Origin of the sequence: Dyadobacter chenwenxiniae, from assembly GCF_022869785.1 — a bacterium.
In the GTDB taxonomy this organism is placed as follows: Bacteria; Bacteroidota; Bacteroidia; order Cytophagales; family Spirosomataceae; genus Dyadobacter; species Dyadobacter chenwenxiniae.
On sequence record NZ_CP094997.1, the window covers coordinates 6,677,262 to 6,693,242 of the forward strand.

The 15,981-nt window shown below is 45.9% G+C and carries 17 protein-coding genes; 12 read left to right on the forward strand and 5 right to left on the reverse strand.

The genetic code is table 11. The features are described from left to right. Positions 1-38: 38 nt before the first annotated feature. The 6 genes from MUK70_RS28655 to fabF all read left to right on the forward strand — a co-directional run bounded on the left by MUK70_RS28655 (position 39) and on the right by fabF (position 5,118). Complete coding sequence (locus MUK70_RS28655) at positions 39-593, forward strand: DUF2911 domain-containing protein (RefSeq protein ID WP_234657831.1); 555 nt, start codon at positions 39-41, stop codon at positions 591-593. Positions 594-730: 137 nt separating this feature from the next. Beyond that, complete coding sequence (locus MUK70_RS28660; protein ID WP_234657832.1) at positions 731-1,999, forward strand: PQQ-dependent sugar dehydrogenase; 1,269 nt, start codon at positions 731-733, stop codon at positions 1,997-1,999. A gap of 146 nt (positions 2,000-2,145) precedes the next feature. Then, on the forward strand, positions 2,146-2,730 hold the full coding sequence (locus tag MUK70_RS28665; RefSeq protein WP_234657833.1) for a TetR/AcrR family transcriptional regulator: 585 nt from the start codon (positions 2,146-2,148) through the stop codon (positions 2,728-2,730). Between the two features lie 68 nt (positions 2,731-2,798). After that, positions 2,799-3,548, forward strand: a complete 750-nt coding sequence (locus MUK70_RS28670; protein ID WP_234657835.1) for an SDR family oxidoreductase — start codon at positions 2,799-2,801, stop codon at positions 3,546-3,548. A 49-nt stretch (positions 3,549-3,597) separates the two neighbouring features. Further along, positions 3,598-3,834, forward strand: a complete 237-nt coding sequence (locus MUK70_RS28675) for a DUF2798 domain-containing protein (RefSeq protein WP_234603925.1) — start codon at positions 3,598-3,600, stop codon at positions 3,832-3,834. A gap of 33 nt (positions 3,835-3,867) precedes the next feature. After that, on the forward strand, positions 3,868-5,118 hold the full coding sequence (gene fabF / locus MUK70_RS28680; protein ID WP_234657836.1) for a beta-ketoacyl-ACP synthase II: 1,251 nt from the start codon (positions 3,868-3,870) through the stop codon (positions 5,116-5,118). A 9-nt stretch (positions 5,119-5,127) separates the two neighbouring features. Here fabF and MUK70_RS28685 read toward each other — a convergent pair whose 3' ends face one another. Beyond that, on the reverse strand, positions 5,128-5,925 hold the full coding sequence (locus tag MUK70_RS28685; RefSeq protein WP_234657837.1) for an HAD family hydrolase: 798 nt from the start codon (positions 5,923-5,925) through the stop codon (positions 5,128-5,130). Between the two features lie 185 nt (positions 5,926-6,110). Between MUK70_RS28685 and MUK70_RS28690 the strand changes: the two genes are divergently transcribed. Further along, the gene (locus MUK70_RS28690; protein WP_234657838.1) at positions 6,111-7,010 is read left to right on the forward strand and encodes an EamA family transporter; all 900 of its coding nucleotides are present in this window, start codon (positions 6,111-6,113) and stop codon (positions 7,008-7,010) included. Here the strand turns inward: MUK70_RS28690 and MUK70_RS28695 are convergent. Both MUK70_RS28695 and MUK70_RS28700 read right to left on the reverse strand, forming a co-directional pair. Then, on the reverse strand, positions 7,007-7,636 hold the full coding sequence (locus MUK70_RS28695; protein WP_234657839.1) for a class I SAM-dependent methyltransferase: 630 nt from the start codon (positions 7,634-7,636) through the stop codon (positions 7,007-7,009). The genes MUK70_RS28690 and MUK70_RS28695 overlap by 4 nt on opposite strands. A 4-nt stretch (positions 7,637-7,640) precedes the next feature. Further along, positions 7,641-8,555: a UbiA family prenyltransferase gene (locus MUK70_RS28700; RefSeq protein ID WP_234657840.1), complete on the reverse strand. Its 915-nt coding sequence runs from the start codon at positions 8,553-8,555 to the stop codon at positions 7,641-7,643. 37 nt (positions 8,556-8,592) lie between these two features. On the opposite strand from MUK70_RS28700, the gene MUK70_RS28705 reads away from it, so the two are divergent. The 5 genes from MUK70_RS28705 to MUK70_RS28725 all read left to right on the forward strand — a co-directional run bounded on the left by MUK70_RS28705 (position 8,593) and on the right by MUK70_RS28725 (position 14,054). Beyond that, complete coding sequence (locus tag MUK70_RS28705; RefSeq protein WP_234657841.1) at positions 8,593-10,143, forward strand: M20/M25/M40 family metallo-hydrolase; 1,551 nt, start codon at positions 8,593-8,595, stop codon at positions 10,141-10,143. A 73-nt stretch (positions 10,144-10,216) separates the two neighbouring features. Next, the gene (locus MUK70_RS28710) at positions 10,217-11,608 is read left to right on the forward strand and encodes a leucyl aminopeptidase family protein (RefSeq protein WP_234657842.1); all 1,392 of its coding nucleotides are present in this window, start codon (positions 10,217-10,219) and stop codon (positions 11,606-11,608) included. Positions 11,609-11,717: 109 nt separating this feature from the next. Next, entirely contained in the window at positions 11,718-12,932 is a 1,215-nt protein-coding gene (locus MUK70_RS28715) for an ATP-grasp domain-containing protein (RefSeq protein ID WP_234657843.1), read from the forward strand. Between the two features lie 119 nt (positions 12,933-13,051). Further along, entirely contained in the window at positions 13,052-13,597 is a 546-nt protein-coding gene (locus MUK70_RS28720) for a hypothetical protein (protein ID WP_234657844.1), read from the forward strand. Positions 13,598-13,685: 88 nt separating this feature from the next. Further along, positions 13,686-14,054 carry a DUF1016 N-terminal domain-containing protein gene (locus MUK70_RS28725; RefSeq protein ID WP_234657846.1) on the forward strand — a complete coding sequence of 123 codons (369 nt, stop codon included), beginning with the start codon at positions 13,686-13,688 and terminating at the stop codon, positions 14,052-14,054. A 156-nt stretch (positions 14,055-14,210) separates the two neighbouring features. Here MUK70_RS28725 and MUK70_RS28730 read toward each other — a convergent pair whose 3' ends face one another. After that, on the reverse strand, positions 14,211-14,642 hold the full coding sequence (locus MUK70_RS28730; protein ID WP_234657847.1) for a nuclear transport factor 2 family protein: 432 nt from the start codon (positions 14,640-14,642) through the stop codon (positions 14,211-14,213). A gap of 44 nt (positions 14,643-14,686) precedes the next feature. Continuing rightward, on the reverse strand, positions 14,687-15,967 hold the full coding sequence (locus tag MUK70_RS28735; RefSeq protein WP_234657848.1) for an MFS transporter: 1,281 nt from the start codon (positions 15,965-15,967) through the stop codon (positions 14,687-14,689). Between the last annotated feature and the right edge of the window lie 14 nt (positions 15,968-15,981).

Sequence of the window (15,981 nt, forward strand, 5' to 3'; positions counted from 1 at the left end):
CTCCCTTTTTACCTCTAATTTTCAACTAGTCAACTTTTATGAAAAGAAAATTTCTCCTTTCCCTGACATTAATCCTCATTGCTTTTGCGGCCCAGTCGCAGAAATTCAGGCCATTGGACAAAAGCCCGCGTGACATTGCTTACTTCCCCGATCACTTTGCTCACGACCGTAAAGATGGTGAGAAGGCGTTGGTTAAAGTTTCATACAGCCGCCCCTATCTGAAAGGAAGAGAGGCTTTCGGCAAACTGGAACCTTACGGAAAGGTTTGGAGAACAGGTGCTGATGAAGCTACGGAAATCAAGTTTTACCAGGACGCGACATTTGGCGGTAAGAAAGTGAAAGCAGGAACCTATTCGCTTTTTAGCATTCCAGGCGAAAAAGAATGGACCATTATTCTGAGCTCGGACCTGGATTATTGGGGAGCATACAAATATAAAGAAGCAAATGATGTGCTTCGTGTAACGGCGCCTGTAAAGAATGCGGAAGCACCAATCGAGAATTTTTCAATCGTTTTTGAGAAAGTTTCAGACACTTCGGCCAAAATGTTCATGGGGTGGGCGAACGCTGTGGTTGAGGTTCCGGTTAGTTTTTAAGTCATCCTGATGACATTCAGGCGCTGTTGATGGCATTAGAGTAGCTTTTGTCGGAAAAGTGGCATCATTATTGTAAAAAGCAGATCAATGGTTGAGAAATCGATGATCTGCTTTTTACTTTTCAAATAATTGATGGAATGAAGACAAATAGCCTCATAGTTGCATGCGCTTGTTTAATGATGACACTGGCCGGATGCAGCAGCAAAGAGACAAAGGAGGAGAAAAAAGAAGCTGCGCAAAGCGGTCCCGATTCTGTGGCAACGGCAACAGACAGTCTTGCATTGCCCGCACCTTTCACAAGCGAATCTGTTGAAAACAGGCCGGAGGAAGCGGGTTGGCCTGATGGAAAAACACCAACTGCGCCAGCTGGTTTCACGGTGTCGAAATATGCAGATAAGCTGAAAAACCCACGTTGGACGTATGTCGCGCCGAACGGGGACGTTTTCGTTGCTGAATCCAATACAAAAAAGAGCGCTGACAGGATTACCATTTTGCGCGATGTGAATAAAGACGGCAAGCCGGAGATCAAAGAAATTTTCATGGAAAACCTTCAACAGCCGCTGGGAATGCTGGTGCTGAAAGATTACTTCTATGTGGCTAACACAAATGGCGTTTACCGTTTTCCTTACAAAGCAGGTGAAACCAAGATTACCAGCAAGGGCGACAAGATTGTGGATCTTCCGGCTGGTGGTTATAACAATCACTGGACCAGGAACTTGCTGGCCAATGCGGATGGCTCCAAAATTTACATTTCGGTGGGGTCCGCAACTAATGTGGCTGATCACGGGATGGATGAAGAAAAGCGCCGTGCCAACATTCTGGAAGTAAACCCGGACGGTACAGGAGAGCGTATTTATGCGAGCGGGTTACGGAATCCAGTGGGAATGGACTGGGCTCCCGGCTCCAATACATTATGGACGGCTGTGAATGAACGGGATAAATTGGGCGACGAGCTCGTGCCGGATTACATTACAAGCGTTAAGGAAGGCGGTTTTTATGGCTGGCCTTATGCTTATTTTGGTAAAAATGAAGATCCCAGAAGAAAAGGCGAACGCCCCGATCTGGTTGCCAAGACCTTGGTTCCGGACGTTTCTCTCGGTGCGCATACGGCTTCACTGGGCTTGGCATTTTATGATCAAACACAATTTCCCGCTAAATATCAGAATGGTGCATTCATCGGCCAGCACGGCTCGTGGAACCGCTCGAAACTGTCGGGGTATAAAGTGGTTTTTGTTCCGTTTAAAAATGGGAAATCGGCCGGTAAGCCCGAAGATTTCCTGACTGGCTTTGTAGAAAGTGAGAAGAAAGTTTACGGTCGCCCGGTTGGTGTGACAGTAATGGAAGACGGTTCGATGTTGGTGAACGACGACTCGGGCGGCATAATATGGCGTGTAAGCGCAAAGTGAGAAATTAGTTTTGGAGATCAAAAAGCGGCCTGGTTGCGAAAACGGGCCGCTTTTTTGTTTTTGGTGAAATTAATTTAAAAATAAATGCGACTTTGCTTGTTATAATATACCAATCGGTATATTTTTGTGTTGTTAATTTGAAGCACATGAACAAGGCAGAAAGGACTAGGCAATTTATCATCGAGAAAACGGCACCGATTTTTAATGTAAAAGGCTATTCCGGCACTTCTATTAATGATATGATTGAAGCGACGGGACTTACGAAAGGGAGCATTTATGGCAACTTTCGCAACAAGGACGAAGTCGCGCTGGCCGCTTTTGATTTCAACCTGAAAAAGATGTTCACAGCGGTGCAGGCTGAAATGGATGCGCAGAAGTCGGTGAAAGAAAAGTTGATGGTGTATGTGCGCATTTATGAGGATTTCCTGACCTATCCGTTCCCCGAGGGTGGCTGCCCCATTCTCAACACTTCCACCGAAGCCGACGACACGCATCCGCCGCTCCGCCAAAAGGCAGCTGACGCAATTTATTCCTGGAAGAATAAAATTGAGGCATTAGTAAAAAAAGGCGTGGCACATAATGAGCTGAGTGCCGACATAGATCCCGAGGGCGTCGCCATTACATTGATCGCGCTGGTTGAAGGCGGCATCATGATCAGCAAAGTAACGGGGAAGCTGCAATACAGGAAATCCATCATGAAGGCTGTGAAAAAAATGATTGACGACTTATAGTAAAATTTTTTCAAACTGAATATACCGATCGGTATATTTTAATATATTTCAATTAAATAAAAACAAAAATGAAAACGACGGGAAATACAATTTTGATCACAGGAGGAAGCGCTGGAATCGGCTTCGAGATTGCGAAGATTTTTTCTGAAAAAGGCAACAATGTGATCATTACGGGTAGAAATGAGGCACGACTTACGAGCGCGGCAGGGAAACTTAAAAATACAACGGCAATCGTCAGTGATGTTGCGGACAAGCAGGATGTGGAGAAACTGGTTGCCACTTTGAAAAGTGATTTCCCGAACATCAACATTGTGATCAACAACGCGGGAGCCGCGTCTTACTATCTGCTTGATCAAGTCGACAACACTTATGAACGCGCAGAGGAGGAAATCGTAACCAATTATTTGTCGATTATTGGCCTGAATCAAAAATTGCTGCCATTGCTGGGCGCCCAGAAGGAAGCGGCCATTGTCAATGTCTCGAGCATCGCAGCCCTCGTGCCGAACCACGTTATCCCGACGTATGCAGCGAGCAAGGCGGCATTACATTCGTACACGCAGTCGCTGCGATTGACATTAGCAAAAGCAACAGCCGTTAAGGTTTTTGAATTAATGCCGCCGCTGGTGAACACCGAATTTTCGACTGAAATAGGCGGGGAAAACGGCATTCCAGCGAGCGAAGTGGCCGAGGCTTTAATTAATGCATTTGACAATGACACTTACGAAATCCACGTCGGCCGCACTGCAGATCTGTTTGGATTATTCCGGCAATCTCCCGAGCAAGCGCTTTTGGCGATGAATCCCGGGAGCGCCGCTTAACATTGAAGTATCCGCCGGTAACAATTTTCAAACTTAAAAAAATAAGAAAATGAAGCAAAAAATTGCGTTTGCAATGATTATGGGCGTGATCACTACGGGTATAATTTCCTTTAGTTTGGTTTCTATAAATATTGGATTTGTTGCCAATTTTTTGGTGATTTGGCTGAAATCCTGGATTATGGCCTATGCGATCGTTATCCCGGTGATATTAATAGTAGGTCCAAGCGTGCAAAAAATGGTGGAAGCCTTATTCAAAGATGCAGTGACTCAGGAGTTTGACAAATAACGCCTGATGTTGTCGAGAAAATTCTAAATTTTTATGAGAAGAGTAGTTGTTACTGGTTTGGGAGTTATTTCTCCCCTCGGAAATTCCGTAGATGAGTTCTGGGAAAATATTGTGAATGGTAAAAGCGGTGCTGCTACCATTACGAAAATGGATGTTTCTAAGTTTAAAACGCAATTCGGATGCGAAGTCCGCAACTTCATTCCGGAGGATTATATCGAGAAGAAAGAGCTTAAAAAGTTTGACCTGCACACGCAGTATGCGATAGCCGCTTCGGACACGGCAATTAAAGATGCCGGACTTGATTTCAGCACCATTGACGTAGAAGACCGCTATGATATGGGTGTGATCTGGGCAACAGGAAATGGCGGTATGGGCACTTTTGAAGATCAGCTGCTCGAATTCCATGCATCGAATGGCGTGCCGCGTTTCAGTCCGTTTTTTATTCCCAAGATGATCGTGGACATTGCAGCGGGCGTTATTTCTATCCGTCACAAATTACACGGACCCAATTATTGTACTGTATCGGCTTGCGCATCTTCCAATACAGCGGTGATCAGTGCATTTGACACCATTAAAATGGGCAAGGCCAAGCTGATGATCGCGGGAGGCTCGGAAGCAGCCATCATTTACTCCGCATTGGGTGGATTTGGTGCGGCGCAAGCATTATCCAAACGCAATGATGCGCCTGAAAAAGCCTCCCGGCCGTTCGATAAGGACCGCGATGGGTTTGTAATGGGTGAGGGAGCTGCTGCTTTGGTGCTCGAAGATCTGGACTACGCAGTGGCACGCGGCGCAACTATCTATGCCGAAATAGTTGGAGGCGGAATGGCGGCCGACGCCTATCACTTAACGGGGACGCCGCCAGACGGAATGGGCGCGGCGCTGGGCATGAGGAAGGCTTTGAAAGAGGCTGAGATCAGCCCGGATAAGATCGATTACGTAAATGCCCACGCCACTTCAACCGGCCTCGGCGATATGAGTGAGCTGAATGGCATCAAAACCGTTTTCGGTGATCACCCGGTTGCGATCAGCGCTACAAAATCAATGACCGGGCATTTACTGGGTGCCGCGGGAGCGATCGAAAGCATTGTGTGCGTGCTTGCTGTGAAGCACGATATTGTCCCCGGAACGATCAACACAGAGACGCTGGACGACGCCACGCCCGAAGGAATGAACATTATATTGGGCGATTCCGTGAAGCAAACGGTGAATTACGCGCTGAACAATACATTCGGTTTTGGCGGTCACACGGCAACTTCTATATTCAAAAAATATACCGACTAGCCTCAAAGGTTAAACCGTAATTGCCGAAAGAATTTCAACAACCCCGTTTTCATCGTTACTCTTAGCGATGAAGCGGGCTATTTTTTTGATATCCGGGTGTGCATTGGCCATTGCATAGGAATAATGGCCTTTTTGGAGCATTTCCAGGTCGTTGAGATAGTCGCCAAAGACCATTGTTTGGTCAAAAGTCACATTGAATTTTTCTTGCAAAACCTCCATAGCACGACCTTTATTGGCTTTTTTGTGTGAAATGTCCAGCCATATCGGGCCCGAAATTTTCACTTGCAGGCTGTCTTCAAAGTGTTTGTAATGCGGATAACTATTCGCCTCAGATCCGGCCAGGTCGCAAAGCGTAAATTTCAGGAACTGGTCGTCTGTCACTTCCATGAGATCGTTTACAACTTCATAACGCTCAAAATAAAGTTTCAGATGATCGATAAATTCTGGCGCATCGTTTTCAACATAGGCTTTTTTCTTGCCGCAAATCACTGGATAAGTGTCTTTGATAGGACGAGAAATTTTTACCAATTCCCTGACAATGTCCTGTTCGATTGCCTGGATGTGGATTTCTTCGTCTTTAAAAACAACGTAGCTGCCATTTTCCGCGGCAAAAATGACTTCATCTTTAACCTGCTCCAATGCCTTGGCCAGATTGAAATATTGGCGTCCGCTGGCGGCAACGAATATGACGCCGTGGTCCTTTAATTTTCTAAAAACGGGGAAGAAGGATTCGTGTATTTCGTGTTTGGAGTTCAAAAGCGTCCCATCCATGTCGGTCGCTACAAGCCTGATATCGGAAAAAGTCATATTCAATTTCAATAGTTACTATCTAAATCAAGCCAAAAATAAGGGCGAAGGTTCCGCTTTTTTGCATTATTAAAGCATCATAAGTTGAGAAACGAATGATTTTAAGAGCCTCCGAACCTGTGGAATTGTTTTGCTGTTTTCTAAAAACAGTTCATCCATGCCATTTGATACACATTACCAGCTCCATGAAATTTTCAAAATACTATCTGGCAGCATTCGTTTCGTTTGTAATCTGGGGATTTTTTAGTCTGGCTTTGAAACCGCTTAAAGCTTACGCTTCCCTGGACATTCTCTTTTACCGCGTCCTTTTTTGCGCCGTTATCATGGCCGTGATCAGCCTTTTTGTTCGGGTAAAGGTTTTGAAAGAAAATATTAAAACATTCCGCCAAATGCCTTTGGCGCAAAGACAAAGAGTCACTATACTCACATTAGCAGGCGGATTTCTGCTGACTGCGAACTGGTTTTTCTTCATTTACGTGATGAACCACATTAGCGTAAAAGCAGCATCATTTGCCTATTTGGTATGCCCGATTATGACGACCGTGATCGCCTATTTTGTATTAAATGAAAAGCTGAGCAAATGGCAATGGGCAGCCGTTCTGTTGAGTGTTGCGAGTTGTATGTTGTTATCATTCAGCAATGTCTCCGATATTGCTTACAGCCTGATCGTCGCGGCTTCGTATGCATTTTATCTGGTGAGTCAACGAAAAAACACGGGTCTGGATAAATTTCTGGTTCTGACGGTTCAGATCCTTTTTTCTGCGTTGCTGCTCCTTCCGTTTTATCCACAATACAGCGAAGCATTGCCAACGGAATTTTCATTTTATGCCCTGATATTCCTTATAGCTGTGGTGTTTACAATCGTTCCGTTGTTTATGAACTTGTATGCATTGCAGGGCGTCACATCTTCCACAATGGGTATTTTGCTGTATATCAATCCGTTGATGAATTTTGCCATCGCGCTTTTATATTTCCACGAGCCCATCAACTCGGTCCAGATTACAGCATATTCGCTCATTTTAATCTCTATCATTGTTTTCAATGAGCGGTTTATCTTCGGAAGGAGGCGGGCGGCGTTGGGTTAAGGTTTTTGGTATACCAATGATTTGACAAAATTCCTGTAAAAGAGCCTTTTGAAAATTGTTTTGTATCCTGCATTACTGAGCAGCATTTCCATCTCAGGAAGCTCGTTCGCTTCTACATTTGAGAGGATTTTGAAAAACAGATACATTGATTTTAAAAGCCATTTCTGCCAGATCCTGTTTGGATTTTGCTCAACATTAAAATCCGTGAAAAGCCACATTCCTGTCGGATTAAGCAGATTATCAAGTGCGTAGAAAACAGCTTCCGCCTTGTCCTGCCTGAAATTATCGAACAGGAAGGAAGTAATGATCACATCGAATCGCTCATCGGTTTTGAATGATTCGATTGCAACATTCACGAACTGAACATTGTTTCCACCTACGCTCCGTTTACTCGCAACTCCGATCATTTTTTTCGAAATCTCCACATAAGTAATGCTAACGCCTTGCGCCCTCACACGCGCGATTTCTTCTAAAACGGCGCCGGTCCCTCCACCGGCAATGAGGATTTTTGCGTCCTCAGGAATGAAATGTAAAACCGACCGCTGCGCCTCCATTAATGCATCTCCAAAAACCAGCTTTGACAGCTTGTCATAAAATCCGGCAGTGCGATCATAGTTATTGTTCATAGATTTATTGCAAAGTGAAAAAGCTCCCTGCAATCCCGCAAATAGCTTTTAACAGTAGTAATCCGTCTATCACGATCAGATAAAAAAGCACACTTTTAGGTTTTTGTAAAGCAAAGGCAACACTTAAAAGACAGAAAAAGGGAAGCAGGTTCAAAAGAATGGTCGGGAGGCTCAAATGCCTGAAATAGGCGTATGTCAGGAAGGAAACCAGGCCGACGAGAGACAAAGGCACCAGCACGTAAATGATGGTATTCCCGAGCCCCATCCGCACGGCAAATGTCTTTAATTGAATGTTGGCATCGTCCGCATAATCTTTCATATCGAACATAATGGCGTTTACTGTGCAAAACATCCAGTTTTTGACAAATAACCAGAACATGAAAATGGGCTCGTGAACCACAATTCCCTGCTCGATACGGAGCATTGTAATAGGAAACACATTCACAAAGCCAGCCCATACAAAGCCGATCACAAATGCTTTCAGCCACCCTGTGTGCCTTAAATTGAACGAAATGATTGATTTGGGAAGCAACCCGTAATACAAAATCGCCGCGGTCGGAATGCTCAAAACTAGCAGCCAGTTTGCAATCGGTAAATGCAGCAGCTTGTTAAGATCACGAATGAAAAACCATCCCGCGATCCCGACGCAAATTGTAAAAAGTACATATTGGCTGACGCGTGTGAACCGATAATGCGTTCGATACCACTCAGTTCGCGGATTGCTGGAAAAAGCCGAGCCTGGGGGGATGGAATAGGCAATGGTGTAATAAAACACCGTAGCGCAGAAAATAAGGATATAATAGGGAACCGCATTGAATGGTAAGCCAAGCTGAAACATCGTCTCCAGGGACAACGCCACGGCCAGCAGGCCAACGAAGTAATTTGCGAAGAAGACGAATGAAACAATTTTTTTTACCATATATTAGGAAACAGATCAATGCTTAAACCAACATTTCATGAAAAGAATATCCTTCCTTTTCCTATTAATTTTCACGTTTCAGTTTCACGCCGGTTTCTCGCAAAGTAAAGATCCGGTTGTTGAAAATATAGTTAAAGAAGCAACCGAAAACTCACAACTGGAAAAACTGGCGCATGAATTAATGGACGTGATCGGCCCGAGGCTCGTGGGTTCGCCACAAATGCAGCAGGCACACGAATGGGCGGTGGCCAAATATAAAGGTTGGAACATTGTGGCAAAAAACGAAAAATGGGGCGAGTGGCGCGGTTGGGAGCGCGGCGTGTCGCATATTGATATGGTTGCACCACGAGTGAAATCCCTGGAAGGAATGCAGTTGGCATGGAGCCCCGGAACGGGTGGGAAAACGGTTACGGCTGATGTGACCATTTTGCCGGACGTTGCGGATTCGCTGGCGTTCCAGAAATGGCTGCCGTCGGCAAAAGGCAAATTTGTTATGATCAGCATGAACCAGCCAACGGGCCGTCCGGATTACAACTGGCAGGAGTTCGCGACCAAAGAATCATTTGAGAAAATGAAAAAAGACCGGGACGCACAGACGGAGGCTTGGGCAAATCGCTTGAAAAAAAGCGGCTATAATGCCCGTACTTTGCCTCTTGCGTTGGAAAAGGCAGGAGCGGCAGGTGTGGTAATGTCTTATTGGTCAAAAGGTTTTGGTGCCAATAAGATTTTTGGAGCTTACACTAAAACCATCCCTACAATTGACATTTCACTGGAAGATTACGGCTTGCTATATCGTTTGTCGGAGTCAGGGCACACGCCTAAAATCAGCGTGCGTGCAGATGCTAAGGAAACGGGCGTAAGCCAGACATTCAATACAATCGGAGAAATAAAAGGCTCGGAAAAGCCCAATGAATACGTGATCCTTTCTGCACATTTTGATTCCTGGGACGGCGGAACAGGCGCGACAGACAATGGGACGGGCACCATTGTAATGATGGAAGCTATGCGAATTCTAAAAAAGGTTTATCCAAATCCCAAAAGAACAATTCTCGTCGGACATTGGGGAAGCGAGGAGCAGGGACTGAATGGCTCCCGGGCTTTTGTGGAAGACCATCCCGAAATTGTTCAGAACATTCAAGCGGTTTTTAATCAGGACAATGGCACGGGAAGGGTTATTAATCTTTCCGGACAGGGTTTTTTGAATTCCTACGAATATCTGAGCCGCTGGCTGACCAAAGTTCCTGAGCACATCAAGACACCCATTGAATCTAAATTCCCGGGCGCGCCGGGTGCTGGCGGATCTGATTTCGCCTCGTTTGTGGCGGCTGGTGCACCTGCATTCTCATTGAGCTCATTGAACTGGTCTTACGGAACATATACGTGGCATACCAATCGGGATACTTACGACAAAATCGTGTTTGATGATGTGCGCAGCAATGCAATTCTTGCGGCAATCATGGCCTATCAAGCCAGCGAAGATCCGGCAAAAACTTCGCGTGAAAAAAGCGTTTTACCATTGAATGCAAAAGGCGAGCCTGGCACGTGGCCAGAGCCCAGAAAGGCAACACGCAGAGGAGGACTGGATTAAATAGGGCAACTGATTGAGCGTTTCGGTCCGTCTCGGGCAGGTCAATAGCATATTTTAAGATTTTCAAAATACAATGCAGATAAAACAAATATCGGACGCATTAGAAGACGTGTTGCTGATCCGTCCGTTTGAGCAAGGATCAGAGCCGGAGAACCAGGCCATGTTCAAAGCAGAGAAGGGCGAAATGTGGTGGTATTCTTCCAAAGAGCTATGGATCGGGTTGGGCAAATCGCCGCAGCCTCCGGCTATTCTCAGGATTTTCAGGTCACTTTTTTTCAAACGTAAAGACCGCTGGGCGGACGAAATTGTCTTGGATTGCAAAGGCCGCAATCCTGAATGGATCGAAAATGCAGTGAACGGAATCATTTTAGGCGGTTACGATCTGCAACTATATAAAACAGAACCCAAACCAATAAGCGCCTTTTTCAAAACCGGAACTTTGTCCGTGTTGACTGAAAAGTACATGTCGGAGATCGACGAAGCATTATATGTTGCGCAGATGACCGCATTGGTGCAACTCCGGATCATGGATCTGATGAATGCGCCTTCCAACTACAAGAGTCCGGCAACGCTGGCGGAATGGGCAATAGCATCTGGCGAAAACAATGGTTATAAGGTGACGGTGCTCGATAAATCCAAGTTGGAAGAATTGGGCATGCACGCATTGCTGGCAGTGGGTAAAGGAAGCGAGGCGCCGCCACTCATGATCGTTACGGAGTATGAACCGGAACATTATAACAAAACCATTGCCCTGGTAGGAAAAGGCGTAACTTTTGATACGGGCGGGATTTCCATCAAAACAGCTGCCAATATGCATTTGATGAAAAGTGATATGGGCGGTGCGGCGGCTGTTTTGGGAGCGGTAGAACTCGCTGCGCAGTTGAAACTTCCCGTTAGAATCATCGGTGTTATTCCATCAACCGAAAACAGCGTAGACGGGCTTTCGATGAAGCCGGGAGATGTAATTGGTTCCTATTCAGGCAAAACAATTGAAGTCATCGACACCGACGCTGAGGGCAGGTTGATCCTCGCGGACGGCCTCAGTTACGCGATCCGGGAGTTCAAGCCGGATACAATAATCGACCTGGCAACGCTCACCGGAAGTGTAATTCAAACATTGGGATATGAAGCCGCCGGACTTTTCACCCCTAGCGATGCGCTGGCAGAAGCATTGGCGCGGGCAGGGGAGAGCACAGGCGAGCGAATATGGCGGCTGCCCATTTGGGATGCCTATAAAGAAGAAATCGCTTCCGACATTGCCGATGTTAAGAATTATCATGGAAAACCGCTCGCAGGCGCCATTGTCGCAGCCAAGTTTTTGGAAGCCTTTACCGACGAACATCCGGCATGGGCGCACCTGGACATTGCCGGGACGGCGTTTGGTGACACAGAGTTTGCTCCCGGCCGCGCAGGCACGGCTTATGGCGTTCGCTTGTTGCGCGTTTTCTTGTCAGGGGTAATTTAAATGGCCTTTCCCTTGCTAAATTGGTTCTTTTTGCTAGATTTGAAAAAGGAAGTTTTGGGTTAAAACATTCAGAATTTTTGTCAGTTACTTTCCACGAAAGCTAATTTTTATGGCCCGAGCGCTTACATTTCTTTGCATATCGACATACTTCAAGGGCAACGATTTCCTGAAAGCTTGTAAGGAAGCGGGTAATAAGGTTTTCCTCATTACAGCCAAGAAATTGGAGCACAAACCCTGGGTCAGGGACTCGGTTGACGAGTTTTTTTATGTGGAGGAAGACGAAGACGGGAAATATAACATGAACGAGATCATTAACGGTCTCGCATACGTCATGCGCGACAGGCCCATCGACCGCGTGGTTGCGCTGGACGATTTCGATGTTGAGAAAGCGGCGCATATCAGGGAATATTTCCGGATTCCAGGCATGGGGCAAACAACGGGAAGATATTTTCGGGATAAACTGGCAATGCGCACAAAGGCGGCCGAATCAGGGATTTTGGTTCCGGGTTTCTCTGCGCTTTTCAATGACGATGCAATCAATGACTTTATTGAAAAATATCCCGGCCCGTGGATGATCAAGCCAAGGTCTGAGGCTTCGGCCACTGGGATCAAGAAGATGGAAAACGCTGGTGAATTGTGGGAAACCATCCATCAGCTTGGTGATAAACGGCATGCTTATCTGGTAGAGCAATATAAACCAGGCCATGTTTATCACGTTGATTCTATCTCGTATAATGGTCGGGTTATTTTTTCCTGGAGCAGCAAATATCTTTCGCCTCCGTTCGATGTGGCCCATGGAGGCGGCATTTTTACGTCGGTAACCGTGCCGTTTGATTCTTCGGAGGAGCATGCATTAGAAACCCTGGCTGTGGATCTTTTGAAAGCATTCGGCTTAAAGCACAGCGCCTCGCATACGGAAGTGATCCGCTGCCATGATGATGGTAAATATTATTTTCTGGAAACTTCTTCGCGAGTAGGAGGTGCCAATCTTTCGGAAATGGTGGAAGCGTCTTCTGGCATTAATCTTTGGAAGGAATGGGCCAAAATGGAAACGGCCGAGGCTAAGGGAGACAATTACAAGCTGCCGCCTGTCAGAAAAGATTATTCAGGCATCATTATCTCGCTGGCAAGACAGGAATGGCCGGACTTATCTGTTTTTAACGATCCGGAAATTGTGTGGCGGATGAATGAACCATACCACGTGGGGTTGGTTGTCCGGGCAAAGTCGCGGGAGAAAGTGATAGAATTATTAGATAAATACGCAGACATTATTCAGAAAGATTATCATGCGTCGGCACCGGCTCCGGACAGGCCTGCACATTGACTAAGTAATAAATAGCATTGCGTTAAAGCGTTCAGGTTGTATAGATTACGTGTACAACCTGAACGCTTTTTTTTGTTTAAAATTTTACACCCCAATGTTTAACCTAACTATCTTGAACCATGTACAATTTTTCCAAATCGCTTTGGGTTATTTTGTTACTAATCCTGGCATTTGCCGGCTGCAAGGACGACAAGGAAGTTGAGCCAAAAAATGCCCTCATGCATGACGGAAGGGAATTCGAGCTTTCGAAAGGACTATTGATCCATTTAGGAGAATATCCCAAAGGCGAAAGCGGTCAAGTGCTGTTTCTATCCTCGGATGGCGTAAAAATCCGCGAATCGGGCGGCAAGATCGATTCTATTTACGGAGTCGGCCATGCAATTTACTTCAAGCTGATCAGTGCCACAGAAGACGCCCTGGATGAAGGCGAATACACATTTGACAACGACTTCACCATTGAAGTCAGGACTTTTTTTGATCCCTACGTAGTCTTCAACGGCGACTTCGCCACCGAAGACGGCGAATATTACGAGCTCTACGAAGGCAAATTAACGGTAAAAAAAGAAGGTCCCAACTACATCCTCGACATCGATTGCATCGAAAGAAACGGCAAACATGTGACGGCCCATTACAAAGGCCCGCTGAGTTTTTATGATGAGGAGTAAAGTTTTTGAATTTATTTTGATCAGCTTGTGACCGGGATTGAGAACCTACGTCTAAATGCATGAAAGTTATAAACTAACCACATGTATTATGAATGGGGAAACAAAACCAACAGAATTGATTTCGTCCGTTAAACAGCTCATCAAAGAAAGCAGGGCCAGGGTTGCGGTTGCCGTCAACGCCGAGATTACGATGCTCTACTATCAGATCGGCAAAAGGATTAATGATGATGTGCTCAGAAATTCAAGGGCAGAATACGGCAAGCAGATCGTCAGCGCTTTGAGTGCGGATTTGATTTTGGAATATGGCAGCGGCTGGGGAGAAAAACATTTACGGCATTGTATGCATTTTGCTAATGTATTTTCAGACAGCTCAATTGTCTACGCACTGCGTAGACAATTGAGCTGGACTCATTTTAAGTCGTTAATGTATATTGACGATGAATTGAAAAGGGCCTGATACTTTGTAGTGGTAAAAATAAAGAGCATGTGGAACTCATGCAGTTGGATCAGGCAAACATCAGGGTAGCCGATTACTTAACTGCACTGCCTTCGCAAGAACTTTTACAGGAAAAGCTGCACAAGGCCGTTGAAATTGCACGTCAGAAAGTTAGCTTCACACCAGCTTAAAAGCCTGACGACCTATCAAAACCCATTGGCCGCTTATTTTTTGCAAAACCATCAATACGCCTAGTCTTACTGCGGCGGGCTCTTTGCCTTTGTTATGTGTGTCGCCCATGAGCTTGTGGCGGACAAGTGCCACGTCGCCCGAAACGGTTATGGTCTGCTCGGAGAGTTCGATTTTGGTGAATTTGGATTCTTCGCTGACCAGGGCGCGGATAAATTCTTTCTGATCTTCCAGCAGGCCATTGGAATGTCCATATGTCAGTTTTGGGGAAGTTAATTTCATTAAATCAGCTTCTTTGGCGCCTATAATAGCAACGCGGATTCTTTCGACAGCTTCTGCAACTGCTTTTTCATCATTGCCTTGGGCAAAAGAAATAATATGCCCCAAAAGAAATACGGCCACTAATAATGTTTTTTTCATTGTAAAGAATACGGTTGGTGAATGATACAGGTTATGTCAACTATTTAAATATCAACCCTTTCCATTTTTGGTGCAAACAAATGCATGACACCCCAGGCGAGCAGATAAGCAAAGCCGCATATGATAAAAATGAGGTTATAACCGCCGCCGATGTTGCCCGCCGCCTTATAGTTATCCAAAATTATCCCTACCATAAGCGGAAAAAGGATGCCTCCTACTGATCCCGCCATCCCGCCGATGCCTACGACCGAGCTTACTGCCTTCTTCGGAAACATGTCCGACGCCGTAGTGAAAATATTCGCGCTCCACGCCTGATGCGCCGCCGCCGCCAGGCTGATCAGGATCACGGCTTGCCAGATGTTGGTTGTGTATTGAGCAAGCATAATGGGCGTTACAAGAAATGCGAAAATGAGCATGGATGTCTTGCGTGCCCTGAAAATCGGCCAGCCTTTTTTGATGAAATAACCAGAAAGATAACCGCCGCCAATGCTGCCAATTGTCGTGGCGGTGTAAACGATTACGAGTTCAGCGCTTGGTTTAGACAAATCGAGTTTGAATGCTTCGGCAAAGTAGGAAGGAAGCCAGTAAAGGAAAAACCACCAGATCGGGTCGGTAAGCATTTTACCAAATACAAATGCCCAGGTTTGTCTTACTTTAAAAAGATCCAGCCACTTAACGGGCGCTTCCTTACTCGTATCAGGCTCATTGTCACTGTGAATGTAATCAAACTCTGCCTGATTGATGCGCTGTTGCTTAGCGGGAACCTCATAGTAGCGGAACCAGAAAAACAGCCATATAAAACCAATTGCGCCGGTGATCAGAAACGCTTCCTGCCAACCATAGGAGCCCAAAATCCAGGGAACCATGATTGGGGCGACGACTGCGCCAATGTTTGCACCGGAGTTAAAGATGCCCGTTGCCAGCGCTCGTTCGCGCTTTGGAAACCATTCTGCTGTTGCCTTAATAGCCACAGGGAAGTTTCCAGCTTCCCCGAGCCCGAGTAATGCACGCATCAATCCGAAACTAAATGTGCCCGTAGCCACCGCATGCAACATGGCCGCAATGCTCCAAACCACAACAGAAATGGTATAACCAAGTTTGGTGCCAATTTTATCAATAATGGCTCCGAAACCGATGAGCGATACAGCATAAGCCGTTTGAAAAGCCATAACAATGTGACTGAAATCCTGCTCGGACCAGCCAAAATCCGCTTCCAGTGTAGGTTTTAACAAACCCAGAACCTGCCGGTCCAGATAGTTGATTGTAGTTGCGCAAAAAAGCAGGGCCACAATCCGCCAGCGGTATTTGGTCATTTGGTTTTCCATGTCGGGTTTTGCAG